General features: G+C 72.2%; 27 protein-coding genes. 12 read left to right on the top strand and 15 right to left on the bottom strand.

Annotation, left to right across the window (positions count from 1 at the left end; all coding sequences use genetic code 11):
* Positions 1-111 precede the first annotated feature (111 nt).
* Genes ACZ470_RS28505 through ACZ470_RS28490 form a run of 4 tightly spaced genes read right to left on the bottom strand, consistent with a single transcriptional unit; the run spans position 112 to position 4,284 of the window.
* Positions 112-1,143, bottom strand: a complete 1,032-nt coding sequence (locus ACZ470_RS28505; RefSeq protein ID WP_468431755.1) for a LacI family DNA-binding transcriptional regulator — start codon at positions 1,141-1,143, stop codon at positions 112-114.
* A complete protein-coding gene (locus tag ACZ470_RS28500) occupies positions 1,140-2,045 on the bottom strand; it encodes a carbohydrate ABC transporter permease (protein ID WP_468431754.1) in 906 nt (301 codons plus the stop codon). The genes ACZ470_RS28505 and ACZ470_RS28500 overlap by 4 nt, the downstream gene beginning before the upstream one ends.
* On the bottom strand, positions 2,042-2,968 hold the full coding sequence (locus ACZ470_RS28495) for a carbohydrate ABC transporter permease (protein WP_468431752.1): 927 nt from the start codon (positions 2,966-2,968) through the stop codon (positions 2,042-2,044). The genes ACZ470_RS28500 and ACZ470_RS28495 overlap by 4 nt, the downstream gene beginning before the upstream one ends.
* Entirely contained in the window at positions 2,965-4,284 is a 1,320-nt protein-coding gene (locus tag ACZ470_RS28490; RefSeq protein ID WP_468431750.1) for an ABC transporter substrate-binding protein, read from the bottom strand. The genes ACZ470_RS28495 and ACZ470_RS28490 overlap by 4 nt, the downstream gene beginning before the upstream one ends.
* Before the next feature lie 208 nt (positions 4,285-4,492).
* Here ACZ470_RS28490 and ACZ470_RS28485 point away from each other — a divergent pair, with 208 nt between their 5' ends.
* From ACZ470_RS28485 to crcB (ACZ470_RS28460), 6 genes are all read left to right on the top strand, one after another.
* The gene (locus ACZ470_RS28485; RefSeq protein WP_468431748.1) at positions 4,493-6,514 is read left to right on the top strand and encodes a beta-galactosidase; all 2,022 of its coding nucleotides are present in this window, start codon (positions 4,493-4,495) and stop codon (positions 6,512-6,514) included.
* A gap of 113 nt (positions 6,515-6,627) precedes the next feature.
* Positions 6,628-8,187, top strand: a complete 1,560-nt coding sequence (locus tag ACZ470_RS28480) for a glycoside hydrolase family 53 protein (RefSeq protein ID WP_468431746.1) — start codon at positions 6,628-6,630, stop codon at positions 8,185-8,187.
* A gap of 161 nt (positions 8,188-8,348) precedes the next feature.
* On the top strand, positions 8,349-8,606 hold the full coding sequence (locus tag ACZ470_RS28475) for a helix-turn-helix domain-containing protein (RefSeq protein WP_468431744.1): 258 nt from the start codon (positions 8,349-8,351) through the stop codon (positions 8,604-8,606).
* 72 nt (positions 8,607-8,678) lie between these two features.
* A complete protein-coding gene (gene crcB / locus ACZ470_RS28470) occupies positions 8,679-9,122 on the top strand; it encodes a fluoride efflux transporter CrcB (protein ID WP_468431743.1) in 444 nt (147 codons plus the stop codon).
* Positions 9,119-9,466, top strand: a complete 348-nt coding sequence (locus ACZ470_RS28465) for a DUF190 domain-containing protein (protein WP_468431741.1) — start codon at positions 9,119-9,121, stop codon at positions 9,464-9,466. Before crcB (ACZ470_RS28470) ends, ACZ470_RS28465 begins: the two co-directional genes overlap by 4 nt.
* Positions 9,463-9,837 (top strand): fluoride efflux transporter CrcB, encoded by a 375-nt coding sequence (gene crcB / locus ACZ470_RS28460; RefSeq protein WP_468431739.1) that lies wholly within the window; start codon positions 9,463-9,465, stop codon positions 9,835-9,837. The genes ACZ470_RS28465 and crcB (ACZ470_RS28460) overlap by 4 nt, the downstream gene beginning before the upstream one ends.
* Here crcB (ACZ470_RS28460) and ACZ470_RS28455 read toward each other — a convergent pair.
* The gene (locus ACZ470_RS28455; protein WP_468431737.1) at positions 9,834-10,883 is read right to left on the bottom strand and encodes a fatty acid desaturase family protein; all 1,050 of its coding nucleotides are present in this window, start codon (positions 10,881-10,883) and stop codon (positions 9,834-9,836) included. The genes crcB (ACZ470_RS28460) and ACZ470_RS28455 overlap by 4 nt on opposite strands.
* Before the next feature lie 198 nt (positions 10,884-11,081).
* Here ACZ470_RS28455 and ACZ470_RS28450 point away from each other — a divergent pair, with 198 nt between their 5' ends.
* Together ACZ470_RS28450 and ACZ470_RS28445 are read left to right on the top strand one after the other, a co-directional pair.
* Positions 11,082-11,750, top strand: a complete 669-nt coding sequence (locus ACZ470_RS28450; protein ID WP_468431801.1) for a FadR/GntR family transcriptional regulator — start codon at positions 11,082-11,084, stop codon at positions 11,748-11,750.
* 38 nt (positions 11,751-11,788) lie between these two features.
* On the top strand, positions 11,789-12,802 hold the full coding sequence (locus tag ACZ470_RS28445) for an asparaginase (protein ID WP_468431799.1): 1,014 nt from the start codon (positions 11,789-11,791) through the stop codon (positions 12,800-12,802).
* A 102-nt stretch (positions 12,803-12,904) separates the two neighbouring features.
* Here ACZ470_RS28445 and ACZ470_RS28440 read toward each other — a convergent pair whose 3' ends face one another.
* The 3 genes from ACZ470_RS28440 to ACZ470_RS28430 all read right to left on the bottom strand — a co-directional run bounded on the left by ACZ470_RS28440 (position 12,905) and on the right by ACZ470_RS28430 (position 16,059).
* On the bottom strand, positions 12,905-14,062 hold the full coding sequence (locus tag ACZ470_RS28440) for a D-alanyl-D-alanine carboxypeptidase family protein (RefSeq protein ID WP_468431736.1): 1,158 nt from the start codon (positions 14,060-14,062) through the stop codon (positions 12,905-12,907).
* A gap of 91 nt (positions 14,063-14,153) precedes the next feature.
* Positions 14,154-15,293: a transcription termination factor Rho gene (gene rho / locus ACZ470_RS28435; protein ID WP_468431734.1), complete on the bottom strand. Its 1,140-nt coding sequence runs from the start codon at positions 15,291-15,293 to the stop codon at positions 14,154-14,156.
* 367 nt (positions 15,294-15,660) lie between these two features.
* The gene (locus ACZ470_RS28430) at positions 15,661-16,059 is read right to left on the bottom strand and encodes a nuclear transport factor 2 family protein (protein WP_468431732.1); all 399 of its coding nucleotides are present in this window, start codon (positions 16,057-16,059) and stop codon (positions 15,661-15,663) included.
* A 69-nt stretch (positions 16,060-16,128) separates the two neighbouring features.
* On the opposite strand from ACZ470_RS28430, the gene ACZ470_RS28425 reads away from it, so the two are divergent.
* Positions 16,129-16,692 (top strand): PadR family transcriptional regulator, encoded by a 564-nt coding sequence (locus ACZ470_RS28425; protein ID WP_468431730.1) that lies wholly within the window; start codon positions 16,129-16,131, stop codon positions 16,690-16,692.
* Positions 16,693-16,696: 4 nt separating this feature from the next.
* Positions 16,697-17,455 (top strand): class I SAM-dependent methyltransferase, encoded by a 759-nt coding sequence (locus ACZ470_RS28420; RefSeq protein WP_468431728.1) that lies wholly within the window; start codon positions 16,697-16,699, stop codon positions 17,453-17,455.
* On the opposite strand, the gene ACZ470_RS28415 is transcribed toward ACZ470_RS28420, so the two are convergent.
* The 6 genes from ACZ470_RS28415 to ACZ470_RS28390 form a co-directional block, all read right to left on the bottom strand.
* On the bottom strand, positions 17,425-18,168 hold the full coding sequence (locus ACZ470_RS28415) for a GntR family transcriptional regulator (protein WP_468431726.1): 744 nt from the start codon (positions 18,166-18,168) through the stop codon (positions 17,425-17,427). The genes ACZ470_RS28420 and ACZ470_RS28415 overlap by 31 nt on opposite strands.
* Positions 18,169-18,290: 122 nt before the next feature.
* Positions 18,291-19,259: an acetylxylan esterase gene (locus ACZ470_RS28410; protein ID WP_468431724.1), complete on the bottom strand. Its 969-nt coding sequence runs from the start codon at positions 19,257-19,259 to the stop codon at positions 18,291-18,293.
* Between the two features lie 150 nt (positions 19,260-19,409).
* Positions 19,410-19,991 carry an Rv1733c family protein gene (locus ACZ470_RS28405; protein WP_468431722.1) on the bottom strand — a complete coding sequence of 194 codons (582 nt, stop codon included), beginning with the start codon at positions 19,989-19,991 and terminating at the stop codon, positions 19,410-19,412.
* A gap of 181 nt (positions 19,992-20,172) precedes the next feature.
* Positions 20,173-20,955, bottom strand: a complete 783-nt coding sequence (locus ACZ470_RS28400) for a ferredoxin reductase (protein WP_468431797.1) — start codon at positions 20,953-20,955, stop codon at positions 20,173-20,175.
* Positions 20,956-20,962: 7 nt separating this feature from the next.
* Complete coding sequence (locus ACZ470_RS28395; protein ID WP_468431720.1) at positions 20,963-21,568, bottom strand: sulfite oxidase-like oxidoreductase; 606 nt, start codon at positions 21,566-21,568, stop codon at positions 20,963-20,965.
* 89 nt (positions 21,569-21,657) lie between these two features.
* The gene (locus tag ACZ470_RS28390; protein ID WP_468431718.1) at positions 21,658-22,107 is read right to left on the bottom strand and encodes a MarR family winged helix-turn-helix transcriptional regulator; all 450 of its coding nucleotides are present in this window, start codon (positions 22,105-22,107) and stop codon (positions 21,658-21,660) included.
* Between the two features lie 227 nt (positions 22,108-22,334).
* Here ACZ470_RS28390 and ACZ470_RS28385 point away from each other — a divergent pair, with 227 nt between their 5' ends.
* Positions 22,335-23,144 (top strand): putative protein N(5)-glutamine methyltransferase, encoded by an 810-nt coding sequence (locus ACZ470_RS28385; RefSeq protein WP_468431716.1) that lies wholly within the window; start codon positions 22,335-22,337, stop codon positions 23,142-23,144.
* A 693-nt stretch (positions 23,145-23,837) separates the two neighbouring features.
* Here ACZ470_RS28385 and ACZ470_RS28380 read toward each other — a convergent pair.
* Positions 23,838-25,904, bottom strand: a complete 2,067-nt coding sequence (locus ACZ470_RS28380; RefSeq protein WP_468431714.1) for a SpoIIE family protein phosphatase — start codon at positions 25,902-25,904, stop codon at positions 23,838-23,840.
* A gap of 240 nt (positions 25,905-26,144) precedes the next feature.
* On the opposite strand from ACZ470_RS28380, the gene ACZ470_RS28375 reads away from it, so the two are divergent.
* Complete coding sequence (locus ACZ470_RS28375; protein ID WP_468431712.1) at positions 26,145-26,516, top strand: hypothetical protein; 372 nt, start codon at positions 26,145-26,147, stop codon at positions 26,514-26,516.
* Positions 26,517-26,605 lie beyond the last annotated feature (89 nt).

Below are 26,605 nucleotides of genomic sequence, written 5' to 3'. Positions count from 1 at the left end.
ACTCCTCCAGGAAGCGGGCCCGGCGCCGGGGTGCGCCGGTCCCTTCACGCTAGGCCGGGGGAGCCGTGCGCGGCTTCTTCGATCCTGACCGCCTGCCCCGTCCGTGGAGTCCTACGTCGAGTCCCGCTTGACCAGCTCCGTCGGCAGGATCACCGCCGCCGGGTCCTCGCCCCCGATCTGCGCCAGCAGCACCCGCACCATCTCCGTGCTGATGCGGTCCCAGGGCTGGCGGATCGTGGTGAGCTCCGGGCTGGCGGCGACGGCCGCGGGCGAGTCGTCGAAGCCGCCGACCGCCACGTCCTCCGGCACCCGGCGCCCCGCCCGGTGGAGCGCCGTGAGCACGCCCTGGGCCATCAGGTCGGAGGCCACGAACACCGCGTCCACGTCCGGGGCCCGCGCCAGCAGCCGCTCGGCGCCCGCCTCACCGCTGGCCCGGCTGTAGTCGCCGGAGACGACCAGCCGCTCGTCGGCCTCGACGCCCGCCTCGGCGAGCACCTCCCGGTAGCCGGCCAGGCGCTCCACACCGCCCGGTGTGTCCAGCGGACCGGTCACCACACCGATCCGCCGACGCCCGAGCGCCAGCAGATGCCGCACCATGTCGCGGGCGCCGTCCCGGTCGTCGGCGGCCACGTAACTCACCTTCGAGCCCAGCCCGATCGGCTTCCCGCACGCGACCAGCGGCACCCCCGCCGCCCGCAGTTCCTCCGCCACCGGGTCGCCGGAGTGGCTGGACACCAGCAGCACCCCGTCCACGTGTCCGGCGGTGATGTACCGCGTGATGCGCCGCCGTTCGTCGTCCGTGCCGGCCAGCATCAGCAGCAGCGGAACGTCGTGCGCGGCCAGTGCCTGCGTGCAACCGCGCAGCAGCACATTGAAGTTGGGGTCCTCGAAGAACCGCTCCTGCGGCTCCGTGAGCAGGAAGCCCACGGAATCCGACCGGCCCGTGATCAGCGAGCGGGCGTGCCGGTTGACGACGTAGCCCGTCCTGCGGATCGCGGCGTTGACCGCCTCCGCAGCGGCCGGGCTGACGTAGTGGCCGCCGTTGAGCACGCGCGAGACGGTGCCGCGCGAGACACCGGCCTCGCGCGCCACGTCGTGGATCGTCGGCGGCTTGCGCCTGCCCCCCGTGTTGCTCATGGTCATGACTTTACGGCCCCGGAGAGCAGATCCAGACTCCAGAACCGCTGGATGACCAGGAAGAGCGCCACCAGCGGGAACACCGCGAGGAACGCGCCCGTGATCACCAGTGTGTACAGCGCCGGGGTGTTGGCGCCCTGTTCGAGCAGCGTGTACAGACCGAGCGTGATCGGGAACTTCTCGTCGTCGCTGAGCATGATGTACGGCAGCAGGAAGTTGTTCCAGATCGCCACGAACTGGAACAGGAAGACCGTCACCAGTCCGGGCACCATCATCGGCAGCGCGACCCGGGTGAAGATCCGCCACTCGCCCGCGCCGTCCATCCGCCCGGCCTCCACCACGTCCGACGGCACCGCGGCGGCGGCGTAGATCCGCGCGAGGTAGACGCCGTACGGGGAGAGGATCTGCGGCAGCAGCACGGACAGATAGGAGTCCGTGAGGTCCGCCTTCGCCAGCAGCAGGTACTGCGGGACGGCGAGGATCACCGGCGGCATCAGCACACCAGCGAGCAGCACGTTGAACAGCGTCTCGCGGCCCCGGAAGCGGTAGGTCGCCAGCGCGTACCCGCTGACCGCCGACACACAGGTCGACAGCAGTGCGCCCAGTCCGGCGTACAGGGCGGAGTTGCCCATCCACTGCCAGTAGACGCCGTCGCGGTAGGCGTTCAGGTCGGAGACGTTGTCGGTGAAGCCGGTGCCCGGCCAGAACGTGAAGGTGGAGAACAGCTCCGAGCCGGACTTGGTGGACGCGATGACCACCCAGGCGACCGGCAGCAGGCAGTACAGCGCGCCGAGCAGCAGCGTCACGGTGGGGACCAGCGCGATCCGGCGTCGGCGCGCCGGGCCACGGGCGGTGCCGGGAGCGGTGCCGGCCGCGGGCTCGGCCTTGCGCAGGGCGAGGGAGCTCATCGGGCGGCCTCCTGCTTGTTGCGTCGGTTCGCGGCCCGCAGGAAACCGAAGGACAGCACCAGGGTGGCGAGCGCGATGATGGTCGCCTGGGCGGCGGCCGCGTGGATGTCGCCCTTGCCGAAGGCGTCCTGGTACACCTTCATCAGCGGACTCCAGGTGGAGGCCACGGAGTTGGTGAGCGGCTTGAGGGTGGTCGGTTCGTTGAACACCTGGAGCGTCGCGATGATCGAGAAGAAGAAGGTCAGCACCAGCGAGGGCGCCACCATCGGGATCTTGATCCGCAGCGCGATCTGAAGCGGCGTGGCGCCGTCCAGCTTCGCCGCCTCGTACACCTCGGCGGGGATGGCCCGCAGCGCGGTGTAGATGACGATCATGTTGAAGCCGGTGCCGCCCCAGACCGCGATGTTCGACAGGGCCAGATAGAGCGGACCGCCGTCCAGCAGATCCGGCTGCGGCAGCCCCAGCTTGTCCAGCACGAAGTAGAAGGGGCTCACGTCCGGCAGGTACAGGAAGCCCCACAGCAGGGCCGCGACCACACCGGGGACGGCGTACGGCAGGAAGATCGCGAGCCGGGTGAAGGGGGCGAGCCGCACCCGCTCGGAGTCGAGCATCAGCGCGAACAGCAGCGCCAGGCCCAGCATGACCGGCACCACGACGCAGCCGTAGCCGAGCACGCGCAGCGCGCCGTTCAGCAGTTCGCTGTCGGACAGGGCGCCGGTGTAGTTCTCCAGGCCGGCCCAGACCTCCTCACGGGCGCCGGACCCGAGGCCCAGACCGGAGACCTCCACCTTGCGGAAGCTGAGCCAGACGGCGTACCCGATGGGCAGGGCGAAGAACAGGAGGAACAACAGGCTCGCGGGTATGAGGAACGCGTACGGGGCCCCCTTGACCCCGTACGACGTCCGGCGGGCGGGGGACTTCACTCCGCGACTCCGAAGCCCTGCTTCTTCAGGTCGGCGACCGTCTCCTCCTGCATGGTGTCCAGCGCGGCGGTGAAGTCCGACTTGTTCTTCGCGGCGGCGCCGAAGGCGTCCTTGAACGTCGTGTAGGCGACGTTGACGTTCGGTCCCCAGGCGGACGGCGCGGTGGTCTCCGCGATCTCGGCGGCCTTCCGGTAGAAGTCGGGCTGGTTGGAGAAGTACTCCGGCGGGCTGGTGAAGGCGCCGCTGAGCTGGGCCGAGGTGGAGGCCGGGTAGATACCGCCCTCCTTGGCGAGCGCGTTGAGCGCGTCGCCGTCGGTGTTCAGCCAGGCGGCGAACTTGGCGGCGGCCTCCTTGTGCTTCGAGTCGGTGGTGACACCGGTGGAGGAGCCGCCCCAGCTGCCGGTGCCGCTCTCACCGTCGCTCCATTGGGGGAGCGGGGCCATCGCCCACTTGCCCTTGGTGTCGGGCGCGGCGGTCGTCAGGGTGCCCGGCGCCCACACGGCGCTCACCCACGCGATCTGCTTGCCGGTGTTGAGCGCCTTGTTCCAGGCCGGTGTGTACATCGGCTGGTTGTCGATGGCGCCCTCCTCGACCAGGCCGCCCCAGAACTCGGCGACCTTCGTGGTCGCCGCGTCGTTGATGCCGACCTTCCACTTGTCGCCGGAGGTGGTCCACCACTTCGCGCCGGCCTGCTGGGCGAGGCCGGCGAACAGGCCGGAGTCGTTGGCGGAGAAGGTGGTCAGGTCCTTGTCGGGGGCCTCCTTCTTCAGCTTGCGGGCCGTCTCGGCGAACTCGTCCCAGGTGGCCGGGACGGTGAGGCCGTACTCCTTGAACAGGTCCTCGCGGTAGTAGAACATCATCGGCCCGATGTCCTGCGGGACCGCGTAGACGGCGTCGGTGCCGAGGGTGGTCTGCTGCCAGACGCCCTCGGCGAACTTGCTCTTCGCGTCGGCCACGTCGTCGCCGATGTCGGCGAGCGCGTCATTGCTGACCAGCGTCGGCAGCGCCTGGTACTCCGCCTGCACCAGGTCGGGCGCCTTGCCCGCCTTGTGCGCGGTGAGGATCTTGGTGACGAGCGTGTCGCCGGACGCCTGCTTCTTCACCGTGACGGAGATCTGCTCCTTCTTGCCCGGCCCCTTGTTCCACAGGTCCACGACCTTGTCCATGCCGGGGGTCCAGGTCCAGTACGTCAGTGAGACCGGTCCCGACTGGGCCTCGCCGTCGTCCGACGACGAGCCGCAGGCGGCGAGTGCGGTGGCGCCGAGCGTGACGGCGACGGCGGAACTCACGAGGCGACGGCGCTTCGTGTACGGCATGGATCTCTCCCCTGACCTGGGGCCCCCGCCTGCTGCGAGGACCGGATGCGCTGCTGTGCGCGGGGTCGCGCTGCTTCTGTGAGCGTTCACAGTAGAGAAACATCCCGGACACTTGTCAATGGTTGTTGCTGTGCGGTTATGTTGGGTCCGCACCGCCGAGAATGTGTGTGCACGTTCCCAAAAGATCGAACACATCGGGAGAGAATCCATGCCGGAGACCACCCCCAGGGGCCTCACCGGGCTCGCCTTCGGTGGGGACTACAACCCCGAGCAGTGGCCGGAGAACGTCTGGGACGAGGACGTACGGCTGATGCGGGAGGCCGGCGTCACGATGGTGAGCGTCGGGATCTTCTCCTGGGCCCTGCTGGAACCCACGCCCGGCGGGTACGACTTCGGCTGGCTCGACCGCAACCTGGACCTGCTGCACGCGAACGGCGTCCGCGTCGACCTCGGCACCCCCACCGTGGTCCCGCCCGCCTGGTTCTACCGCGCCCACCCCGACGCGCTGCCCGTCACCGAGGACGGCGTGCGCCTGGAGTTCGGCTCCCGCGGCGCCATCTGCCACAGCAACGCCGACTACCGGGACGCCGCCGCCGGCATCACCACGAAGCTCGCCGAGCGCTACGGCGACCACCCCGCGCTCGCGATGTGGCACGTCCACAACGAGTACGGCGTCCCCGTCTCCGCCTGCTACTGCGACTCCTGCGCCGCCCACTTCCGCCGCTGGCTGGAGCGGGAGTACGGCACGGTCGACGCCGTCAACGAGGCCTGGGGGACCGCCTTCTGGGGCCAGCACTACGCCGGCTTCGACGAGATCAACCCGCCGCGCCGCACCGCGACCGTCGGCAACCCGGCCCAGGCGCTGGACTACCGGCGGTTCGCCGACGCCACCATGCGCGAGAACTTCGTCGCCGAGCGGGACATCCTGCACCGCCTCTCACCCGGCGTCCCCGTCACCACCAACTTCATGACCGCCCTCAGCCAGTGCGACTCCGTCGACTACTGGGCCTGGGGCCGCGAGGCCGACCTCGTCACCAACGACCACTACCTGATCACCGACGGCCGCCGCACCCACGTCAACCTGGCCATGGCCGCCGACCTCACCCGCTCCGTCGCCGGCGGTGCCCCCTGGCTGCTGCTCGAACACTCCACCTCGGGCGTCAACTGGCAGCCCCGCAACCCCGCCAAGGCCCCCGGCCAGATGGCCCGCAACTCCCTCGCCCACGTGGCCCGCGGCTCCGACGGGGCGATGTTCTTCCAGTGGCGCCAGTCCCGGCGCGGTGCCGAGAAGTTCCACTCCGCGATGCTCCCGCACGGCGGCACCGACACCCGCGTCTGGCGCGAGGTGACCGAACTCGGAGCGGCCGTCGAGTCGCTGGCGCCGATCCGCGGCACCCGCACCGAGGCCGACGTGGCCGTGCTGTGGGACTGGCAGTCCTGGTGGGCGCAGAACCTCGACTGGCGCCCCAGCGAGGACCACGACGCCCGCGAGCGCGCCGACGCCTGGTACGAGGCCCTCTACGACCACCACCTCACCGTCGACTTCGCCCACCCCGAAGCCGACTTGTCGAGCCATCCCCTTGTCGTCGTACCGGCCCTGTACCTGATGACGGAGGCGGCCGGGAACAACCTCAGGCGGTACGTCGAGAACGGCGGCACCCTCGTCGTGTCGTACTTCTCCGGCATCGTCGACGAACACGACGCCGTGCACGACGGCCCCTACCCGGGAGCCCTGCGCGACGTCCTCGGCCTGACCGTGGAGGAGTTCTCCCCCCTGCTCCAGGGCGAGCGGGTCCGGCTGACCGGCCCCGACGGCGCCGAACTCGACGCCGACGTGTGGACGGAGTTCGTGGTGCCGCGCGGCGCCGAGACCGTGTGGACGTACACCGACGGTCTCACCGCCGGCCGGCCCGCCGTCACCCGGCACCGGCTCGGCGAGGGCACCGCCTGGTACGTCTCCACCCGGCTGGGCGCCGAGTCCCTCGCCACCCTGCTCGGCCCGGCGGTCGAGGACGCCCGGATCACCCCGCGTGCCGACCTGCCCCGCGATCTCGAAGTGGTGCGCCGCACGGGCGAGTCGGGCACCTTCCTCTTCGCGATCAACCACACCGCCACCGACGCCAAGGTGCCGCTGGACACCCCCGGCACCGAGCTGCTGACCGGTGAGCGCGCCGCGGGCCGCCTCCCGGTCCCGGCCGGAGCCGTCCGGGTCGTCCGACTCGACGGCTGAGCCGCGACTCCCCTCCGCCCGCGTGAGCACACGGCCGCGGGCGGAGGGGGCCCTCGCCCTTCGGGGCGCAGGGCGACCTTCCCCTCCCCACGTCGAAGGGACGACGAACGCCCATGTTCCATCCCAGACGCACCCTCCGGGCCCTGCTGCCGCCGCTCGTGGCAGGACTCGCCCTCACCGCGCTGCCCGCCCAGACCGCGACGGCCGCGAGCACCCTCACCAACGGCGGCTTCGAGGCCGACGGTTCCGGAGTCGCCACTCCGGCCGGCTGGTCCGAGTACGGCGACACGGCCGCCTCGTTCACGGAGTCCGGTGGCCGCGGCGGCGCCAACCGCCTGTCCCACTGGTCGTCCTCGGCCTACCGGGTGGAGACGTACCAGTACCTTTCCGGCCTGGCCAACGGCGACTACCGGCTCACCGCCTGGGTCCGCTCCGGCGGCGGCCAGAACGCCGCTCACCTCGCCCTGAAGAACTGCGGCGGCGCCGAGCAGCGCACCGACCTGCCGGTCTCCGACTCCGGATGGATACGGATCGTCGTGCCGGTGAAGGTGACCAACAACCAGTGCACCATCAGCGTCAACAGCGACGCGAACGCCGGCAACTGGATCAACGTCGACGACCTGACGTTCGCCCGGGGCACCTCCGGCCTCCCGGTCAAGGGCGCCGACATCTCCTCCCTGCCCAAGAGCGAGGCCATGGGCGGGGTCTACCGGACCGCGTCCGGCACCGCGGGCGACCCCGTCGCGATCCTCAGGTCCACCGGCATGAACTACGCCCGACTGAAGGTCTGGGTGAACCCGGCCGACGGCTACAACGACAAGGCGCACGTCCTGGCCCTCGCCAAGCGGATCAAGGCACAGGGCATGAAGCTGCTGGTCGACTTCCACTACTCGGACACCTGGGCCGACCCGGGCAAGCAGTACAAGCCCGCAGCCTGGGCCGGACACGACTACGGGCGGCTGAAGAAGGACGTCTACGACCACACGTACGACGTGCTGAACTCCCTCAAGAAGCAGGGCACCACCGCCGACATGGTGCAGGTGGGCAACGAGATCAACGGCGGCATGCTGTGGAGCGAGGGCTCCACCGACAACTGGACCCAGCTCGCCGGACTGCTCAACTCCGGCTACGACGCCGTCAAGGCGGTCAGCCCGTCCACCGTCGCCGCGCTGCACCTCGCCGAGGGCGGCGACCTCGAAGGCACCCGCTGGTGGTTCGACAACGCGGTCTCCCACGGCGTGAAGTTCGACGCCATCGGGCTGTCGTACTACGGCTACTGGCACGGCACGCTGCACGACTTCCAGACGACCCTGGACGACGCGGCCGACCGCTACGGCAAGCCCGTCTTCGTCGCCGAGACGGCCTACCCGTTCCGGCTGGACAGCGAGGACGGCCTGGAGAACATCATCGACGTCCAAGGCGAACTCGTCCCCGGCTACCCGGCGTCCACCACCGGGCAGACCCGCTGGATGAACGACGTGGCGAGCATCGTCGAGGCCGTCCCGAACGGCCGCGGCCTCGGTGTCTTCTACTGGGAGGCCACCTGGACCGCCCGCACCGGCAACGGCTGGGACCCCGCCGACCCGTCCTCCGGCAACGGCTGGGAGAACCAGGCGCTGTTCGGCTACGACGACCGCGCGCTGCCCGCCATGGCCTGGTTCCGCCACCGGTGAGCCCACGGGCCCGCCCCGGCACCTGGGGCGGGCCCAACAGCCCACCTCCGCAGGCCCGTTGGGTCCCGGACAAAGGTGCCGTCGGACCGGGACACGGAGCCCCCGCTCGCGGCAGCATGGAAGGGCTCCGGAGCGCGAGGCCCGGCGCGGAGGTGTACGAGATGCTGAGGACTCCCGTCGACGGGACACGGCTGCGCATCCTGGCACGGCTGACGGAACCGGACGTGCCGGAGCGCGGCCTCACCGCGGACGCCGTCGCCGCCCGGCTGGGCGTGCCCGTCCCGGTCGCCCTCACCCACCTGAGGCTGCTCACGGCCCTCGGACTGCTGGTCACCAGCCAATCCGGCGGCCATGCGTACTACCGGCGCGACGAACCGCGCATCGCCGAGGTGACGCAGCTGTTCGAGAAGGTCTGGTAGCCAGGGGCCGCGAGGTGACCCGCTCCGTTCCGGGACGTACGCTGATCCCGAGCGAGTGGGAGACGTACGACGGTGACAGCCCCGGAAACCGCAGGCCTTCGAGCCCGCCCCGCCTTCCGCGCCCAGGCCCCCGTCGTCGCCGCGGTCGCCGTCGGCGGGGCCGCGGGAGCGACGGCCCGGTACGCGGCCTCCCTGTGGTGGCCGACGCCGGCCCACGGATTCCCGTGGACGATCCTCGGGGTCAATGTCGCCGGGTGTGCCGTCATCGGCGTGTTCCTGGTGATCGTCACCGAGGTCCGCACCGCCCACCCCCTCGTCCGGCCGTTCTTCGGCACCGGCGTCCTCGGCGGCTTCACCACCTTCTCCACGTACGCCGTCGACGTACGGAACCTGCTCGACGACGGCCACGTGGGCGCCGGTCTCGCCTACCTCGCCGTGACCCCCTGCGCGGCGCTCGTCGCCGTGTGGGCTGCCGCCTCGGCGGCCCGCCGTGTTCTCATCAGGAGGCAGCCATGACGCGGCTGACCGGCACCGTCCTCCGTCTGACCGTGTACGTCGGCGAGAACGACACCTGGCGGCACCGGCCCCTCTACTCGGAGATCGTCCACCGGGCCCGCGCGGCCGGGCTCGCCGGCGCCAGTGTCTTCCGCGGCGTCGAGGGCTTCGGCGCCTCCTCCCTGGTGCACACCTCCCGGCTGCTCTCCCTGAGCGAGGACCTGCCGGTGGCGGTCGTCGTCGTCGACACCGAGGAACGCGTACGGGCCTTTCTCCCGGAGGTCGACGCGCTCGTCACCGAGGGCCTGGTACTGCTCGACCGCTGTGAGGTCGTCCGGCACGCGCGCCGCGAGGAACCGCGGTGAACTGGCTGTACGTGGTGCTGGGCGCGATGGTCGGCGCGCCGCTGCGCTACCTCACCGACCGTGCGGTGCAAACCCGGCACGACTCGGTGTTCCCCTGGGGAACCTTCACGGTCAATGTCACCGGCAGCCTGGTCCTCGGCCTCCTCACCGGAGCGGCGGCAGCGGGCGCGGCGGACTCCCGTCTCCAGCTCCTGCTCGGCACGGGACTGTGCGGCGCCCTGACCACCTACTCCACCTTCTCCTACGAGACCCTCCGGCTGGCCGAGACCGGCGCACGCGGCTACGCGGCCGTGAACGTGGCGGCGAGCGTGGCAGCCGGCCTGGGCGCGGCCTTCGCGGGCGCCGCCCTGGCCGACGCGGTGTGGGGCTAGACCGACTTGGTGCGCAGCGGCTCGCCGACGTGCCTGAGGTGGCGCAGGGCCTGGCGGTGCGAGGCGAGCAGGCCCGTGCGGCAGTAGGGGATGCCCAGCTCGGCGCAGTAGCGCTCGGTGATGACCTGGGCCCGGCCGAGGGCGGGTGTCGGCATGCTGGGGAACAGGTGGTGCTCGATCTGGTAGTTGAGCCCGCCCATGAACGCGTCGACGAGCACCCCGCCGTCGACGTTGCGGGAGGTGAGGACCTGGCGGCGCAGGAAGTCCAGCTCGGCGCCCTCCTCGATCATCGGCATGCCCTTGTGGTTGGGGGCGAACACCGAGCCGAGGTAGATCCCGAACAGACCCTGGTGCACGGCGATGAACGCGAGCGCCTTACCGGGGGAGAGGACCAGGAACAGGCCGCCGAAGTACACGACGAAATGGGCGACGAGCAGCGTTCCCTCCAGCAGCGGCCGCTTCATCGACGGGCTGCGCAGGGCCTTGAAACTGCTGAAACTCAGATTGAGCCCCTCCAGGGTCAGCAGCGGAAAGAAGAGGACCGCCTGGTGCTTTCCGATGAATCGCGCCGGCCCTTTCGCCTGTTTCGCCTGACGCCGCGACCACACCAGGATGTCGGGAGCGACATCCGGGTCCTTCTTCTCGTGATTCGGGTTCGCGTGATGACGCGTGTGCTTGTTCATCCACCAGCCGTAGCTCATGCCCAGCAGCACATTGGCCACCAGCAGCCCACCGATCTCACTGGGGCGCCGTCGCGAGAACACCTGGCGGTGGGCCAGGTCGTGCGCGGCCAGTCCGAGCTGGCCGAACACCAGGGCGAGGGCGGCGGCGACGATCAGCTGGCTCCAGCTGTCACCCAGAGCCAGAAAGGCGGTGACACCGCCGGCGAGCGCGACACCCACGGCACCGAAACGCACCGTGTAATACACCGGTCGGCGCCGCAGAAGTCCCGCCTCGGCTATGCGTCGCGACAATTCCGAGAAGTCGCTCCCCTTTTCGCGTTCACGCGTGGACGGGACATCCCTGAGTACCGTTGGATTGGCCATGCCCTTCAGTATGTGAACGGCCTCTCCCGAGCAGAATGATGTTGACACCCGGATGCGGGGTGGGGCTGGCACCACCCCGGCCCCCATTCCCTTGCACCGCCCTCCGCTTGACAGCGCCCGCGCCCGCCCCGCACCATCGGGCCCGTGAACCTGTCAGACAGCCAGACAGGTGGCGCGGGTCCGCGGCGCGTCAGCGCGATGGAAGCGGTGCTCACCCACCTCCGCGGCGCCATAGAGCGCGGCGAGTACGCCATCGGCGACAAGCTCCCCTCCGAGGCGGAGCTGTGCCGCGCCCTCGAGGTCTCCCGGCCCGTGCTGCGCGAGGCACTGCGCGCCCTCCAGACCATGGGCCTGACCGTGTCCCGTACCGGCAAGGGCACCTTCGTCGTCGCCGACGCCGTCGAGGACCCCACCTTCGGCGACTACGCCGCCAGCGATCTGCTGGAGGTGCGCCGGCACATCGAGATCCCGGTCGCCGGCTACGCCGCCCTGCGCCGCACCCCGGAGAACCTGGACCATCTGGCCCATCTGCTGGACCGGATGGAGCGGGAGACCGACACCACGGCCTGGGTCGCCATGGACACCCTCTTCCACCTCGCCGTGGCCGAGGCAGCCCAGAACCCGGTGTTCCGCCGCGTCATCGAGGAGATCCGGGACGCGCTGGCCCGCCAGTCCGCCTTCCTCAACGAACTGGGCGGGCGCCGCGAGCAGTCCAACCGCGAGCACCGGGCGATCGTCGAGGCCCTCTCCGACGGGTCCGAACACGACGCCGTCGAGGCCATGACCCACCATCTCGACCGCGTCGAGACGACACTCACCGACATCGTGCGCCCCGCGCGCACGTCCACCACCGGAGCCGACGCGTGACCTCCTCCGCGCCGGCCCACGACCACCACCGGACAGCCATGTACAGCAGCATCCCCGCGGACGCGCCCCCGATCCGCGAGCCCCGCCACGTCCCCGTCGCCCACCTGATACGCGGCGGCGTCGTCGAAGGCGTCCACCACGGCTCCGTCGTCGTCCTCGGCGCCGACGGCGAGGTCCGGTCCCGGCTCGGCGACATCGAGTCCGCCTTCTATCCGCGCTCCGCGCTCAAGCCCGTCCAGGCGGTGGCGATGGTCCGCGCCGGGCTGCCGCTCGACGGCGAGCTGCTGTCGCTCGCCGCCGCCAGCCACTCCGGCGAGGAACGCCACCTCGCCGGCGCCCGGCGCATCCTCGAACTCGCCGGACTGACGGAGGACGACCTCGGCAACGTCCCGGACCTGCCGCTCGGCCCGGCCGTCCGGGACACCTGGGTGCGCGAGGGCCGCCCGCCGTCCCGGCTCGCCCAGAACTGCTCCGGCAAGCACGCCGCCATGCTGTACACCGCCAAGCTGAACGGCTGGCCCCTCGACGGCTACCTGGACCCCGCCCACCCGCTTCAGCAGGTGATCGCCGAGATCGTCGAGGACCTCACCGGGCAGCGGGTCGCCACGGTCACCGTCGACGGCTGCGGCGCGCCGCTGTTCGCGGTCTCCCTGCACGGTCTCGCCCGTGCCGCCGCGCGGATCACCACCGCCGAGCCCGGCACCCCGGAGGCACGGGTCGCCGACGCGATGCGCGAGCACGCCGAGATGGCCTCCGGGGCCGGCCGGGACGTGGCCGCGTTGATGCGGGCGGTTCCCGGGCTGCTGGCCAAGGACGGATACGAGGGGGTCCAGGTCGCGGCGTTGCCCGACGGCCGTGCCGTCGCCGTGAAGATCGCGGACGGGGCGAGCCGGGCGAGGGTTCCGCTGAGCGCGGAGGCGCTGGTGTGTGCGGGTGTGGACGCGGCCCTGCTCGGGGAGTTCCGGGGGGAGTTGTTGCTGGGGGGTGGGCGGCCGGTCGGGGAGGTGCGGCCGGTGCGGATGGAATCGGTGCTTGCACCGGTTCGGGTTTGATTGGGGTTTGTGTTTCGGCACCGGGTGCGTGGGGGTTTCTCGCGCCCACGCGGCGGAGCCGCATGTCGGGTACAGCCCCGCGCCCCTTTCGGGGCGCGCTTGTCACCCTTGGTTGGTTGGGATCGGGCCCCATCTGAGGCGTAGGTACAAGAACACTGTCGCGGCGCCCAGGAGGGCGGCTGTGGTGATGGGCCAGGTCGGGGGGTGGGCCGGGGGGTCGGATTTCCGCGGTGTCGTGGCGGGCTGGGCCTGTGGGCCCCGCAGGGGGCCGGCGCGCAGGGCGTCCAGGGAGCCCACCGGGGTGACCCGGCCGGTCGCCTCGAAGCCCCAGTTCAGCAGGGCGCGGGCCTCCTCGTACACCGCGTAGCCGTCGCCCGACCGGGGGTTCATGACCGTCACCACCAGGGTGCGGCCGCCCCGGCGGGCGGCCGCCACGAGCGTGTTGCCGGCGTTGCTGGTGTAGCCGTTCTTGACGCCGATCAGTCCCCGGTACGGTTCGACGCCGTCCGCGCCGGTGAGCAGCCGGTTGGTGTTCACGATGCCGTACGAATCGCCGTCGCCGGCCGGGAAGCGTGCCTCGTGCCGGGCGCAGTACCGCGCGAACTCGTGGTTGCGCAGCCCGGCCCGGCCGAACACCGCCAGGTCGAACGCCGACGACACCTGCCCGGGTGCGTCGTAGCCGTCGGGTGATGTCACCCGGGTGTCGCGGGCGCCCAGCGCGCGGGCCTTCGCCTCCATCCGTTCGGCCGTGGCCCGCCAGCCCCCGCTCAGCGCGGCCAGCACCCGCACGGCGTCGTTGCCGGAGCTGAGGAACACCCCGTTCCACAGGTCGGACACCCGGTACGTACGGTCCTCGGAGACCCCGACGAGGCTGCTGCCGGGACCGATGCCGGTCAGCTCCTTCTCGCTGACCCGGTGCCGGATACCGGCCGGCAGGGCCGGCAGCACGGTGAGGGCGAACAACGTCTTGAGCGTGCTGGCGGGCGGCAGCCGGCGGTGCGCGTCGTGCGCCGCCAGTACGTCGCCCGTGCCGGCGTCGGCGACCAGCCAGGCGAGGGCGGACGGTTCCGGGACCTCGGGTGCGCCCGGGCGCGGGCGGACATGCGTGCCGGGCCGGTACAGCAGTGACGCGGCGGCGGCCGTCGCGCGTGGTCCGGGGTCCACGCCGGCGTTCGCCGCGGCGGGAGCCAGCGCGAGCAGGCCCGCCGTACAGAGCGCGCAGGTGGACACGGCAGCCCGCGAAGCAAATCCGATAGTCATACCGCAAACGTAGGAATGGACCCCGGGAACACCGTGCTGCCCGGGCCGGGGACCGTCCGCGAGCACCCGGATGCCACACGGCGGCGCCGCGTCAGCCGCTCGGGAGTGTCGGCTGGACGCGCCGCAGGAACGCCGCGTTGTCGGGGGTCTCGCGCATCCGGCCGAGCAGGGTCTCCAGATCGGCCTGCCCGTCCCGCGACCGCAGCACCCGCCGCAGTCCCCGGGTGGCGGTCAACTCGGCCGGAGTGAGCAGCAGTTCCTCACGGCGCGTGCCCGAGCCGGTGATGTCGGCGGCGGGGAACAGCCGCCGCGCGGCCGCCTCGCGGCTCAGCCGGAACTCCATGTTGCCGGTGCTCTTGAGCTCCTCGAAATAGAACTCGTCGGCCCGGGAGCCGGTCTCCACCAGGGCCGAGGCGAGAATCGTGAGCGAGCCGCCCTCCTCGGCCTGACGGGCGGCGCCGAAGAACCGCTTGGGGCCGAGCAGCGCGGAGGCGTCCACGCCGCCGCTGAGGGTGCGGCCACTGGAGGCGGCCGCGTTGTTGTACGCCCGGCACAGCCGGGTCAGCGAGTCCAGCAGTACGACGACGTCCTCGCCCGCCTCGACCAGCCGCCGCGCCCGCTCGATCACCAGCTCGGCGAGCGCGATGTGCTGCTTGGCGGGCCGGTCGAAGGTCGAGGCGTACACCTCGCCGCGCACCGAGCGCCGCATGTCGGTGACCTCCTCGGGGCGTTCGTCGAGCAGCACCACCATCAGCCGGCATTCCGGGTGGTTGCCGGCGACGGCCGCCGCGAGCTGCTGGAGGAGGACGGTCTTGCCGGTCTTGGGCGGCGCCACGAGCAGCCCGCGCTGCCCCTTGCCGACCGGTGCGAGCAGATCGACGACCCGCCCGGCCAGGCCGGACGCCGGATGCTCCAGGCGCAGCCGTTCGTGCGGGTGAACCGGCGTCAGGTCGCGGAACTGCCGCCGTCCCCGCAGCGCCTCGGGCGTACGGCCCTCGACCCGGGTGATCTCGCTCAGGCCGGGCCGGTCGCCGAGCACGCCTTCCACCAGGTCGCCCTTGCGCAGGCCGTGGCGGCGCAGCAGAGCGGGGGAGACGGGCGGGTCGGAGGGGGAGGGCAGACAGCTCTCGGCGCGCAGGTGCCCCTTCCCGGCCGCGTCGATGTCGAGGACACCGGTGACGAGCCGGGGCTGCTGCCGTACGGGAGGGTGATCGAGTGCGGTGGTGGTCATGTGGTCGGTCCTTTCGCGGACGACGGGCGGAGACGTGCGGTGGGAAGGAGAGAAGCCGCGGGGGAGGGCGAGAACGCGCCTCCGGGCGGCGGGAGCAGCACCCCGGTCACGGCGGAAGAGGACCCTGCCGACGAGGTGGTGCGGGAAAGCCGACGCCGGTCGGATGCGACGGGCGGACTCGGCGAACCGAAGGAAAGGTGCGGAAGAACTCGCACCGACGCCAGAAGAAGGGCGTATCAGAAGTGCTTCTTGCACTGTACCACCCGGTGCGGGGGTGGCCACAGGACCGCGGTCCCGTACGGACGAAGGGCCCGCCGGTCACGACCGGCGGGCCCGTGCGGTGGCGGAGACTCGTGTCCGCCCGGGTTCAGGCGGGAGTCCCCTGCGCCTCGCGGGCGATCCGGTCGAACTGCGCCCCCATGGCCGCCGCGAGTGCCTGCGCACCCGACAACGGGCGCACCATCACGGTCAGTTCGTCGATATGCCCGTCGTCGTCGACGTGGATGAAGTCACAGCCGTTGATCTGACGGTCACCCACCCGCGCGGTGAACACGAGCGCGTGGTCACGACCGCCCGCGTCGCCGATCTCACGCACGTACCGGAAGTCCTCGAAGACCTCCGCGACCGCGCGCAGGATCGCGGCGGTGATCGCCTTGCCGGCGTACGGCTTGTACACGACCGGGCTGGTGAAGACGACGTCCTCCGCCAGCAGGGCCACGGCGGCGTCGAGGTCGTGGGCCTCCACCGCCTCCCGGAATGCTCGCATCACGACTCCTTTATTCAACTTGTTGAATAGGTGTGGATGAGAATAATCACCCGCTGCTACCGTGTCCATATGTCCCTGAAGTACGCCGTCCTGGCCGCCCTCCTGGAGGGCGAGGCCTCGGGCTACGAGCTGTCCAAGATCTTCGATGTCTCGTTCGCCAACTTCTGGGCCTGCACGCCCCAGCAGCTCTACCGGGAACTGGAGCGGCTGGCGGGGGAGGGGCTCGTCGAGGCCCGGGTGGTACGGCAGGAACGGCGCCCGGACAAGCGGATGTTCACCCTCACCGACACCGGCCGCGACGACCTGCGCGCCTTCGCCGCCGAGCCGCCCCGGCGGCCCACCGCCATCCGCGACGAACTCCTGATCAAGATCCAGGCCATGGACGGTACGGACCCCGGGGCCACGACCGCACTGCTCGAGGAGCGGATGGCGTGGGCGCGCGGCAAACTCGACCGCTACGCGCGCGTACGCGAGCGCCTGCTGGACGGCCGCTCCGAGGAGGAGTACCTGAGCGAGGCCGACCGGGTCGGACCGTATCTCACCCTGCTGGGCGGCATCGCCTTCGAGGAGGAGAATCTGCGCTGGTGCGAGCGGGTCCTGACAGTGGTGCGCGGCCGTGCTCGCCTAGGCTGACCTGATGTTCAGCCCCGAAGGCCCCCGGCTGCGCGAACTCGCCGTGCAGGCACTGTCGTCCGTGGAGCGCGGCTACGACCTCCTCGCGCCGAAGTTCGACCACACCCCCTTCCGGACGCCCGACTCGGTGCTCGACGCCACCACGGCGGCACTGCTGCGGGCCGGGCCCTTCGACGCCGGACTCGATCTGTGCTGCGGCACCGGCGCGGGCATCGACGTGCTGCGGCAGGTGTGCCGGGAGAGCGTCACCGGCGTGGACTTCAGCACCGGCATGCTGACCGTCGCGCGGGAGCGCGTCCGGCCGCCGGGGCCGGCGGTCGGCTGGGTGCGGGCGGACGCGCGGGCGCTGCCGTTCGGTCCGGTCTTCGACCTCGTGGTCAGCTTCGGCGCGTTCGGCCACTTCCTGCCGCGGGAACTGCCGGCCCTGTTCACCCAGGTCCACTCGGTGCTGCGGCCGGGCGGACGCTTCGTCTTCCCCGTGGTGGCGCCGCCCCGGCCGGGCTCGCTCACGCAGGGGGTGATGCTGGGCTTCGACGCCGTGATGCGGGTGCGCAACGCCGTCCGGCGTCCGCCCTTCGTCATGTACTACCGCGCCATCCGCTTCGGCGACCTGTGGCGCGAGCTGACCCGGGCCGGGTTCCGGGTGGAGTTCCGGCCCCTGCCCGAGTTCGGATCGCGCCGGGACGGCAGCGCGCGGGTCCTGCTGGTCGTCGCCGGACGCCCCGGACCCGGTCAGACCACCGCCGGAACGGTGAACTCGTAGACAAGGACGTCCTGTTGGGCGTCCATGACGAGTTCGGTGATCTCCAGCGGGCGGGCGTACTGGTCCTGCACCCGCCGGGTGACCCGCACCGACGGCGTCCCCGCGACCCGTGTGATCGTGTCGCGGTGGTGCAGCGCCAGCCCCGCCCGGCGCATCCAGTCGTAGGCCCGCCGCAGCTCCGCCGCGCAGGTGCCGTCGGCGCGGTCGCGGTAGCGGCCCAACTCCTCGACCTCCGCGAGCGCCACGGCGGAAAACGATGTCACCGCCGTCCGCAGTTCCCGCCCGTCGGCCGACGCGGACCAGTAACGGTGCACCAGCGTCGGCTTCGCCGGCGCCACTCCCAGGGCCTCGGCGTGCCCCGGCGGCGGCGCCTCCCAGGCGACGGTGGCCCTGGCCACCGCGCCGCGGTCGGCGCACCGCGCGCCCACCGGGAAGCCGGACCAGGCCGGGCTCTCCACCGCCGGTCCGGGCAGCGTCGCATGGCTGCCCCGCCGGTCGGTGGTGACCAGCCCGTCGCGGCGCAGCACCTGGAGCGCCTGCCGTACGGTCTCCCGGCTGACCCCGAAGTGCTCGGCCAACTGCCGCTCGCCCGGCAGGCGTTCGCCGGGCGGCACGGTCCCGTCGCGCAGTTCGCCGAGCAGTTCCGTCGCGATCCGCCGGTAGAGTGGCTCCCCTTCGGTGAGCGAGTGGTCGTGAGGGACGGTGCGGGCCATGCCGCGCCTCCTGTTGGTGACGATCCGTAGCCGCGCGGGCTCATTGCGCCACCACATCTACCATTGGTCTACACCACCAGGGAAGAGTGGTCCGGCAGTTCGGCCGGAACCGTGCGGTTCCCTCAGATGTGGCGGCGCATCCAGCGCAGCTTGGCCGCCTCCTGGAACGGGCCGCCGCCCTCGTGGTCGTTGAAGTCGTACACCTCGATCGCCTTGTCGTCGTGCGCCCAGGCGTTGAAGGCGCCGAACACCGTCGAGGGCGGGCAGGTCTGGTCCTCCAGGGCCGCCGAGAACAGGGCGGGCGCGGTGCCGCGGGCGGCGAAGTGGACGCCGTCGAAGTAGGACAGCGTGCGCAGGACGTCCTCGAAGCGGCCGCGGTGTGTCTTGAGGTACGAGCCGATCTCCCGGTACGGCTGCCGGTCGGTGAGCGTCGTCGCGCGCGGGAAGTCGCAGAGGAACGGCACGTCCGGCGCGATGCCGGCCAGGTCCGGGACCAGCCCGCCCACGGCGATGGTGATGCCTCCGCCCTGACTGCCGCCCACGGCGACCGTGCGGCTCGCGTCGGTCAGCGGGTGCGAGCGCGCCGCCTCCACCGCGCGCACGGCGTCCGTGAACACCCGGCGGTAGTAGTAGTTCTCGGGCGCGTCGATGCCGCGCGTCATAAAACCGGGGTACGCCGGCGCGCCGCCCACCGGATCCGCGGTGCCGCCGCCGGCTCCCCAGGCGCTGCCCTGGCCGCGGGTGTCCATCACGAAGTGGGCCCGGCCCGTGGACGCCCACAGCAGGTGCTCGTGGGGCAGTCCGCGGCCACCCCCGTAACCGATGAACTCCACCACCAGCGGCAGCGGGGCGTCCGCGCCGGCGGGCAGCGTCAGCCAGCCCTTGACGGGGTGACCGCCGAACCCCGCGAACGTCACGTCGAAGACCCGCACCGTGGACAGTCCGGTGTCGACCGGCTCGAAACGGGCGTCCAGGTCGTACTGGCGTGCCTCCTCGAGGGTCTTGGACCAGAACGCGTCGAAGTCCTCGGGCGCCGTGGACGCGCTGCGGTATTCGCGCAGTTCGTCGAGCGGAAGGTCGAACAGGGCCATCAGGGACCGCCTTCGTGAAGAGACAGTGCGAAGCGATGACACCGTACGTGGACCACCCGGAACACCGCCAGAGTCTCCCAGCGAAAGCTCCAGGTGGAGGGCGTAGAAAGCGGTTGTCTCCGAGGGTTGGCGGGAGCCGTCCGGCGCGCCTCAGACGCCCCGGTGCGTCCACGCGGGCTCCGTACGGGCCCATGCCCGGTCCCACTCCGCCAGCCTGCGGCGCATCGACACCCCGCGCACCGCGCTGTGCGCGAGCAGCACCACGGCCGCCGTGCCTCCCGCCGCTCCGGTCCCCATGCCGATGCCGTACTGCCACACCGAGGCCTCGTCGACCGGGGGCTGCACATCGCGCCCCCGGGAGTCGAACCACACACTCACCACATCACCGGGGCGCGCGTTCGCCGGAACCCGTGCGACGGCGGAACGCGACCCCTCACCCGGCTCCGTCCAGCGCACGGGTGCGCGAAAAGCGTGCCGCGCTCCCGTCTCGGAGGTGGGCCGTGCCCCCGTGGGGCGCTCCACCACCTCGGCGCGCACGCGGTGGCGGTCGGCGCGTTGTTCGAGCGCGGTCGCCCGTGCCTCGCCGTGCGCCCACCAGGCGACGAGCGCCCCCACCAGTGGTGCCGCCAGACACAGCAGCAACGTCACGGCCAGCGTCGTCCACTCCTCGACGACGTCCGACCGCCGGCACAGCGCACTGCGCCGACGACGGCACAGCACTCGCATTCGCATCTCGACCTCCCCGCCGTCGCCGCAGCCGAGGGGCGTGAACGGCCGTACGGGTCGGCGGCCCCACCGGTCCTCTGCGCGGCGCGCGGCACACGCGGACAGCCGCTGCCGGGTGCCCGGCCACGACCGAGCGAAACGGGACGCCCGCCCGGGCGGCCCACCGCCCGCACGGACGCGACGCCGGTCAGCCGAAGCGCTCGATCCGGATCCGCTCCACGGGCTGGCCCGCCGCCACCAGCAGCCTGGAGGCGTGCTCGGCGAAGGAGTTGGAGCCGCACACATAGGCCTCCCACCCACCGGGTGGCTGCTTGGCCAGGAACGGCGCCACATGTTCGGCCGTCATACGTCCCACGGCCACACCCTCCGGCGCGCTCCGCGTGAACACCGGAGTGGTCTCCGCCCCGAACTCCCGCGCGTAGATGAGGTCCTCGGGGCCGCGCGCCGACACCAGCAGCCGCAGCGGCAGTCTCATGTCCCGCCTCCGGTGGTGCCGCACCATCGACATCAACGGAACCACGCCCGATCCGGCGCCCACCAGCAGCGCGGGCCGGTCACCCGGCCAGGCGAAGAAGCCGCTCAGCGGACCGCGCACCTCGATCCGGTCACCGGGGCGGGCCACCGTGTGGAACCAGCCCGAGACCTCGCCGCCCTCGACATGGTCCAGGGTCAGCTCGATGTGCCCGGAGTCGTCCGGCGCGGACGCGAGCGAATAGTGGCGCTGGGCCACATAGCCGTCCTCGGCGGTCAGCCGCAGCATCAAGTGTTGCCCCGGCACATGCCCCGGCCAGCCGGGCACCGCGAACCGGAAGGTCGACACGCGCGGGGTCTCGCGGCGGATCTCCGTGAGTGTGGCCGTCCGCCACACGGAGGCGGTCTGCTCGCTCACGCCGATCCGCCCGGGCACGGCGAACCGCGTCGGCGGGGCGAAACGCTCCGGCGCGGACCGCGGCGCCCGCGCCACCCGCATCGTCTGCTCAGTCACCGGTGTACCGCTGCTCCTCCCAGGGGTTGCCGCGCGCATGGTAGCCGTTCCCCTCCCAGAAGCCGGGCTCGTCGTGGTCGAGGAGCCGCAGCCCCGCGATCCACTTGGCGCTCTTCCAGAAGTACAGATGCGGCACCAGCAGCCGTGCCGGGCCGCCGTGCTCGGCGGGCAGCGGCCGGCCGTCGTACTCCCAGGCGATCCACGCCCGGCCGCCGGTCACGTCCGCGAGCGGCAGGCTGGTGGTGTAGCCGGTGTGCGCGTACGCGACCACATGGGTGGCCGTCCCATGGGGCCGGACCAGGTCCAGGAACGCGTCCAGCGAGACGCCGCCGAACCGCACCCCGAACTTGGACCAGCTCGTCACACAGTGGATGGCACCCTCGTACGCCGAGGACGGCAGCGCGTGCGCCTGCTCCCAGTCCCAGGTGCGGGGCTCCGCCACCAGCCCGTCGATCCGGAAGGTCCAGTCGGCGGGCGCGATGTCGGGGGTGACCTCGGCGGACAGGACGGGCCATTCGTCGCCGGCGTCGTACTGACCCGGTGGCAGTCCGGGATTGTGCACGCGCGGGCGGCCGGTGAAGCCTCGGGTGATGTTCACGTGATCGGCGATTCCGTTGCGACTGGTGCTTCAAGTGTTTCCGCGTTCAACGGTACGTGGTGTCCGCGGCCGACGCGGTGCCGGGCCGTTCACGGTCGTGCGGTCCGGGCCGGGTGCGAGGGGGTCCACGCGTTGTAGCGCTCCAGATAGCCGGCGAACCGGCGCAGGTCCTCCTCCGGCCAGTCCGCGAGGCGTTCCGCGAAGGCCGCGCGGCGGCTCTCGGTCACCTGCCCCAGGATGCGCCGCCCGGCCGACGTGAGCCGTACCACCTGCACCCGGTGGTCCTCGGGATCCGGGCGCCGCTCCACGAGGCCGGACCGCTCCAGCGCGGTCACCTGGCGGCTCACCGTGGACTTGTCCAGAGCGTAGTGGGCGGCGAGGTCGGTGGCCCGGCAGCCGCCGCCGGTCTCCAGATGCCCGAGCAGTGTGTACGACACCAGGGACAGCTCGGGGTGCATGCGCCCGGCCGACGCGCGGGCACGGCGGGCGAAGACCGTCATCTCGCGCTGGATGGTCTCCACGGCCTCGGCTGCGTCCACCCGTGCACACCTCTCTCCGCGATCCCGGGTCCTCCCATGCACCGTACAGGGGTGATGATCGTCGGGTACTGTGGCCGTCCGGCCGGGGAACCGCCCAGCCGGGGATGCCGAGGAGGTGAGACCCATTACCGCTGTGTCAGGTCGGGTGCTCTCCCCTCGATGCGACGCGGACCACCGGCAGTAGGTGACCGCGAGAGCGCCCTTCGGCTCCCGAAAGGTCCAGGCTCTTGCCGCACACGCCGTCCCCGTCCCCCTCTCTTCCCTCGTCCGCGTCCCGGGACGCCGTGGTGGCCGCGCTGCGCGCCGCCGGTTGCGTCTTCGCCGAGGACGAGGCCGAGTTGATCCTCGCCGCCGCGCCCACCCCGCAGGACGTCGCCCCCATGGTCGAGCGCCGGGCGGCCGGGCTGCCCCTCGAACTCGTCGTCGGCTGGGCCGAGTTCCACGGCCGGCGCGTCATCGTCGAACCCGGGGTCTTCGTGCCCCGTCGCCGCACCGAGTTCCTCGTCGAACAGGCCCTCGCCCGGGCGCCCGGCGCGTCCGTCGTCGTGGACCTGTGCTGCGGCTCCGGCGCCGTCGGCGCCGCCCTGGCCGCGGCCCTCCGCGGGGTCGAGCTGCACGCCGCGGACATCGACCCGGCGGCCGTGCGCTGCGCCCGCCGCAATGTGGCCGGGCTCGGCGGACAGGTCCACACGGGCGACCTGTTCGCGGCGCTCCCCGGTGAGCTGCGCGGCCGCGTCGACATCCTCGCCGCGAATGTGCCGTACGTGCCCAGCGACGAGATCGGCCTGCTGCCCCCGGAGGCCCGCGACCACGAGCCGCGCGTCGCGCTCGACGGCGGCACGGACGGCCTCGACGTGCTGCGCCGGGTCGCCGCGGAGGCGCCCCGCTGGCTCGCGCGGGGCGGCTGTCTCCTGGTGGAGACGGGCCGCCACCAGGCCCCCACCGCCGTCGACACCTTCACCGAGGCCGGCCTGCGCCCCCACCTGGCCACCTCCGAGGACCACCACGCCCACGTCGTGATCGGCGTCGCACGCTAGGAACCCGGGCCGGCCCGGAATCCACCCCTCGTCGGCTGCCGGGCCGCTCGTCCGTGCCCCACGGGCCGATCGGGTTCACACCACAGCCGCTCGCCGTGCAGCCCCGCACGCGGACCAATGGACCTTGCGTCCGGAAAGGCGCCCCGGGCGCCGGGGGCGTGCTGGGCCGTGGGCCCCGGCCTGGCGGTGGTGTGCTGTGTGCGCCTGGAAGGTCTTCGGGTCGTGGTTTCCGGCCCCGTGGCGGGCCTTGGTGCGCCTACCGCCAGGGGGCGGCCCGGAATGTGGCGTCCGGCCAGGTGTGGGGGGCGCGTCGGATGCCGGGCCGTGGGATCCGGGCGCCGGCGACGTGCCGGTGTATGCGGGTGATGTGCCGGGTCCTGGGCCGCGCCTGGCGGTGGTGTGCCTGGGCGTGCCCGGGAGCTTTCGGGTCGCGGCTTCCGGCCGGGGCCGGGCCTTGCTTCGCCTACCGCCGGGCGGGGCGGCCCGGGACAGTGCGCCCGGCCATGTGGGCGGTGTCGGAGGCCGGGTCGTGGGGCCCGGGTGCCGGCCGCGTGCCGGGCCCCACGGTGCGCCCGCCGGACGGCAGCGCGCCGACGGGTGGCGTCGGGGGGCAGGGCCGTGGGCCCGGGCCTCGTCGCGGTACAGGTCCGTCGTGGGGCCGGTTGGTACCAGTCGGACCGGTCGGCCTCGTCGTCAGGGTGGGGTCGTCGCGCGGGCGATGAGGAGGGCCACGTCGTCGACGTTGTCGGGTTCGTGGAGGGTGCGCAGCAGCAGGTCGCAGACCTCCTCCAGGGAGTGGCCGGGATGGTCCAGCAGGGCGAGCAGCCGGTCCAGGCGCTCGTCGAGCGTATGGCGGCGCGTCTCGACGAGACCGTCGGTGTAGAACACCAGCCGGTCGCCCGGCTCCAGGTCGACGGAGGTCGTGGAGAACGCGACCCCGCCCACGCCCAGCGGCACCCCCGTCGGCAGATCGAGCAGTTCCGGGGCGTGGCCCGCCCGCACCCGGGCCGGCGGCAGATGTCCGGCGTTGGCGATGGTGCACCGTCGCTCACGGGGATCGTGGACGGCGTACACACAGGTGGCGATCGCCTGGTCCAGGCCGACGGTGATCCGGTCGAGGTGCTCCAGGAGCACGGCCGGATCGAGGCCGAGGGAGGCGAGGGTGTGGGTCGCCGTGCGCAGCCGGCCCATGGTGGCCGCCGCGGGAATGCCGCTGCCCATCACGTCCCCCACCACGAGCGCCGTCTTGCCGTCCTCCAGCGGGATGACGTCGAACCAGTCGCCGCCCACCTCGCTCGTGGCGCCCGCCGGCTGGTAGCGGGAGGCGACCTCGAGCCCGCCCGTCACGGGCGGATGGCTCGGCAGCAGACTGCGCTGGAGGGTGAGGGCGGTGTCGCGGGCGTTCTGGTACCAGCGGGCGTTGTCGATCTGCACGGCCGCGCGGGAGGCCAGTTCCCGCGCGAGCAGCAGATCGTCCTCGTCGAACGGGCGGGGGTTGCGCATGCGGGTGAGATCGAGCGCCCCCAGCACCTCCCCGCGCGCGATCAGCGGAACGGCCAGATACGAGTGGACACCCGCCCGCGCCAGCAGCGCGGCCGCCTCCGGTGAGCGGGCGATCCGCGCCAGGTCCTCGTCCTTCGCCTGCGGCACCATCACCGGCCGGCCGGTGCGTACGCACTCGGTGATCAGCCGGTCCGGCGCGTACCGGGTGACCTGGCCCGGCGGGTCGGCCGCCGACAGGACGTCGGACCCGTCCGCCCAGCGCACCGCCAGCGCCCGGATCACCGCCGGCTCGGCGGGGCCGAGGGTGCTGCGGCGGCCCTGCACCACCGCCTCCAGCAGATCCACCGCCGCCGCGTCGGCCAGCTCGGGCACGGCCACGTCGGCGAGCTCACCGGCCGTACGGTCCAGGTCCAGGGTGGTGCCGATCCGGGCGGTGGCGTCGGCGATCACGGCCAGCCGCCGCCGGGCGGTCTCCGCCTCCACGTTCGCCCGGTACTGCTCGGTGATGTCCACCACCGACACGGCCACGCCCAGTACCGTGCCGAGCGCGTTCTCCAGCCGGTACAGCGAGACGGCCCAGATGTGGTCCTCATCCGGATCGGCCGGTGTACGACCGGTCAGGGACCGGTCGACGACGGGCCGGCCGGTGGCCAGGACCTGGCGCGCGGCGTCCTCGATCCCCGCGGCGTCCACCATCGGCAGCACATCCCGGATCGTGCGCCCCAGATGCTCCTCGGCCGGCAGACCGTTGATCTGCTCCAGCGCCGGATTCACCGAGACGTAGCGCAGACCGGTGTCCAGCACGGCGAGACCGATGGGGGACTGGGCGACGATCCGGGTGGACAGGGCCACGTCCTGCTCCAGCCGGCGCACGGTCGACCGGTCCACCGCCAGGCCTAGGGCGTACACCTCCCCGTGGTCGTCCAGCAGCCGCATGTTGCGGAACTCCACCAGCCGGGTGGCGCCGTCCTTGCGGCGGATCGGGAAGGCCCCGGCCCAGCTCCGGCCGGTGCGCATGACGTCGGCGAACAGCTTCACCACCAGGTCGAGGTGCTGCTCGTGCACCATGATCCGGGCGGCGTACTGGCCGAGCGCCTCCCGGGCGCTGTACCCGAACAACTCCTCGGCCTGGGGGCTCCACAGCACGATCCGCCCCTCGGTGTCCAGGACCACCGAGGCCACGCGCAGCACGTCGAGCAGCCCACTGGGACGAACCGGCCCGTCGCCGTCGGCCGGGAGTGACCCCGCTGCACTCATCGCACGCCCCGCCTTCACCGATTCCCACGGCACGTCGCCGTGCCGACACCCCTTGTTCTACCGCGCGCGGGGGCGAATTTCCGCCGCTCCTGCCGTTCGATTCCAGCTTCTCCCACCATCGTGGCGGGCGCCCCGCGAACTCGTCACCGCGGCAGCGGCGCGCGGGTAGTGCTCATTGGCGTGTGGTGCTTTGCTGAGTGGGGGGCGGGGACGGCGTGGGCCACGAGAGGAGCGATCACGATGGGCAGCGAGCGACCGCACCCGGAATCCGTCTCGGTCGAGATCAGCGGATGCAGCAAGGACGACGCCCGGATCGTGTTCGACACGCTGTGCGCGTGCTTCACGTCCGACCGGTGCGCCGACGACGTACCGGAGGAGTTCTCCGAGACCCGCCCGACGGTGTGGCTGGGCACGTTCGACGTCGCCGACACGCTCGAGGGCGCCCGGCCGCAGGCGCGGCTGTCCTCGTCGGTCGACGCCGACGTGCACGGCGGCTACTGGGCGATCGACCGGTTCCGCACGACCCTGGACTCCCTGTTCACGGTGCACGACCTGAGCACGGTCCCGGGCGACCAGGAGGAGGAACTGCACGTCCGGCTCGAGAGCCGGTGACGCCGTTCGGATCGCTGTGCCCTCCGTCACCTTTATGCAACTAGTTGCATAAGGCGGTGCGCGTGCCTTACAACTACAGGCACGACACC

Source organism: Streptomyces sp. NPDC031111 (genome assembly GCF_055570675.1).
This window is presented reverse-complemented; position numbering and strand designations above follow the sequence as displayed.

Excerpts from the sequence above, each read along its gene's own strand:
- ACZ470_RS28505 (WP_468431755.1), bottom strand. The coding sequence starts at position 1,143 with ATGACCATGAGCAACACGGGGGGCAGGCGCAAGCCGCCGACGATCCAC.
- ACZ470_RS28500 (WP_468431754.1), bottom strand. The coding sequence starts at position 2,045 with ATGAGCTCCCTCGCCCTGCGCAAGGCCGAGCCCGCGGCCGGCACCGCT.
- ACZ470_RS28490 (WP_468431750.1), bottom strand. The coding sequence starts at position 4,284 with ATGCCGTACACGAAGCGCCGTCGCCTCGTGAGTTCCGCCGTCGCCGTC.
- ACZ470_RS28485 (WP_468431748.1), top strand. The coding sequence starts at position 4,493 with ATGCCGGAGACCACCCCCAGGGGCCTCACCGGGCTCGCCTTCGGTGGG.
- ACZ470_RS28480 (WP_468431746.1), top strand. The coding sequence starts at position 6,628 with ATGTTCCATCCCAGACGCACCCTCCGGGCCCTGCTGCCGCCGCTCGTG.
- ACZ470_RS28475 (WP_468431744.1), top strand. The coding sequence starts at position 8,349 with ATGCTGAGGACTCCCGTCGACGGGACACGGCTGCGCATCCTGGCACGG.
- ACZ470_RS28465 (WP_468431741.1), top strand. The coding sequence starts at position 9,119 with ATGACGCGGCTGACCGGCACCGTCCTCCGTCTGACCGTGTACGTCGGC.
- ACZ470_RS28455 (WP_468431737.1), bottom strand. The coding sequence starts at position 10,883 with ATGGCCAATCCAACGGTACTCAGGGATGTCCCGTCCACGCGTGAACGC.
- ACZ470_RS28450 (WP_468431801.1), top strand. The coding sequence starts at position 11,082 with ATGGAAGCGGTGCTCACCCACCTCCGCGGCGCCATAGAGCGCGGCGAG.
- ACZ470_RS28445 (WP_468431799.1), top strand. The coding sequence starts at position 11,789 with ATGTACAGCAGCATCCCCGCGGACGCGCCCCCGATCCGCGAGCCCCGC.
- ACZ470_RS28440 (WP_468431736.1), bottom strand. The coding sequence starts at position 14,062 with ATGACTATCGGATTTGCTTCGCGGGCTGCCGTGTCCACCTGCGCGCTC.
- rho (WP_468431734.1), bottom strand. The coding sequence starts at position 15,293 with ATGACCACCACCGCACTCGATCACCCTCCCGTACGGCAGCAGCCCCGG.
- ACZ470_RS28430 (WP_468431732.1), bottom strand. The coding sequence starts at position 16,059 with ATGCGAGCATTCCGGGAGGCGGTGGAGGCCCACGACCTCGACGCCGCC.
- ACZ470_RS28425 (WP_468431730.1), top strand. The coding sequence starts at position 16,129 with ATGTCCCTGAAGTACGCCGTCCTGGCCGCCCTCCTGGAGGGCGAGGCC.
- ACZ470_RS28420 (WP_468431728.1), top strand. The coding sequence starts at position 16,697 with ATGTTCAGCCCCGAAGGCCCCCGGCTGCGCGAACTCGCCGTGCAGGCA.
- ACZ470_RS28415 (WP_468431726.1), bottom strand. The coding sequence starts at position 18,168 with ATGGCCCGCACCGTCCCTCACGACCACTCGCTCACCGAAGGGGAGCCA.
- ACZ470_RS28410 (WP_468431724.1), bottom strand. The coding sequence starts at position 19,259 with ATGGCCCTGTTCGACCTTCCGCTCGACGAACTGCGCGAATACCGCAGC.
- ACZ470_RS28405 (WP_468431722.1), bottom strand. The coding sequence starts at position 19,991 with ATGCGAATGCGAGTGCTGTGCCGTCGTCGGCGCAGTGCGCTGTGCCGG.
- ACZ470_RS28400 (WP_468431797.1), bottom strand. The coding sequence starts at position 20,955 with ATGCGGGTGGCGCGGGCGCCGCGGTCCGCGCCGGAGCGTTTCGCCCCG.
- ACZ470_RS28380 (WP_468431714.1), bottom strand. The coding sequence starts at position 25,904 with ATGAGTGCAGCGGGGTCACTCCCGGCCGACGGCGACGGGCCGGTTCGT.
- ACZ470_RS28375 (WP_468431712.1), top strand. The coding sequence starts at position 26,145 with ATGGGCAGCGAGCGACCGCACCCGGAATCCGTCTCGGTCGAGATCAGC.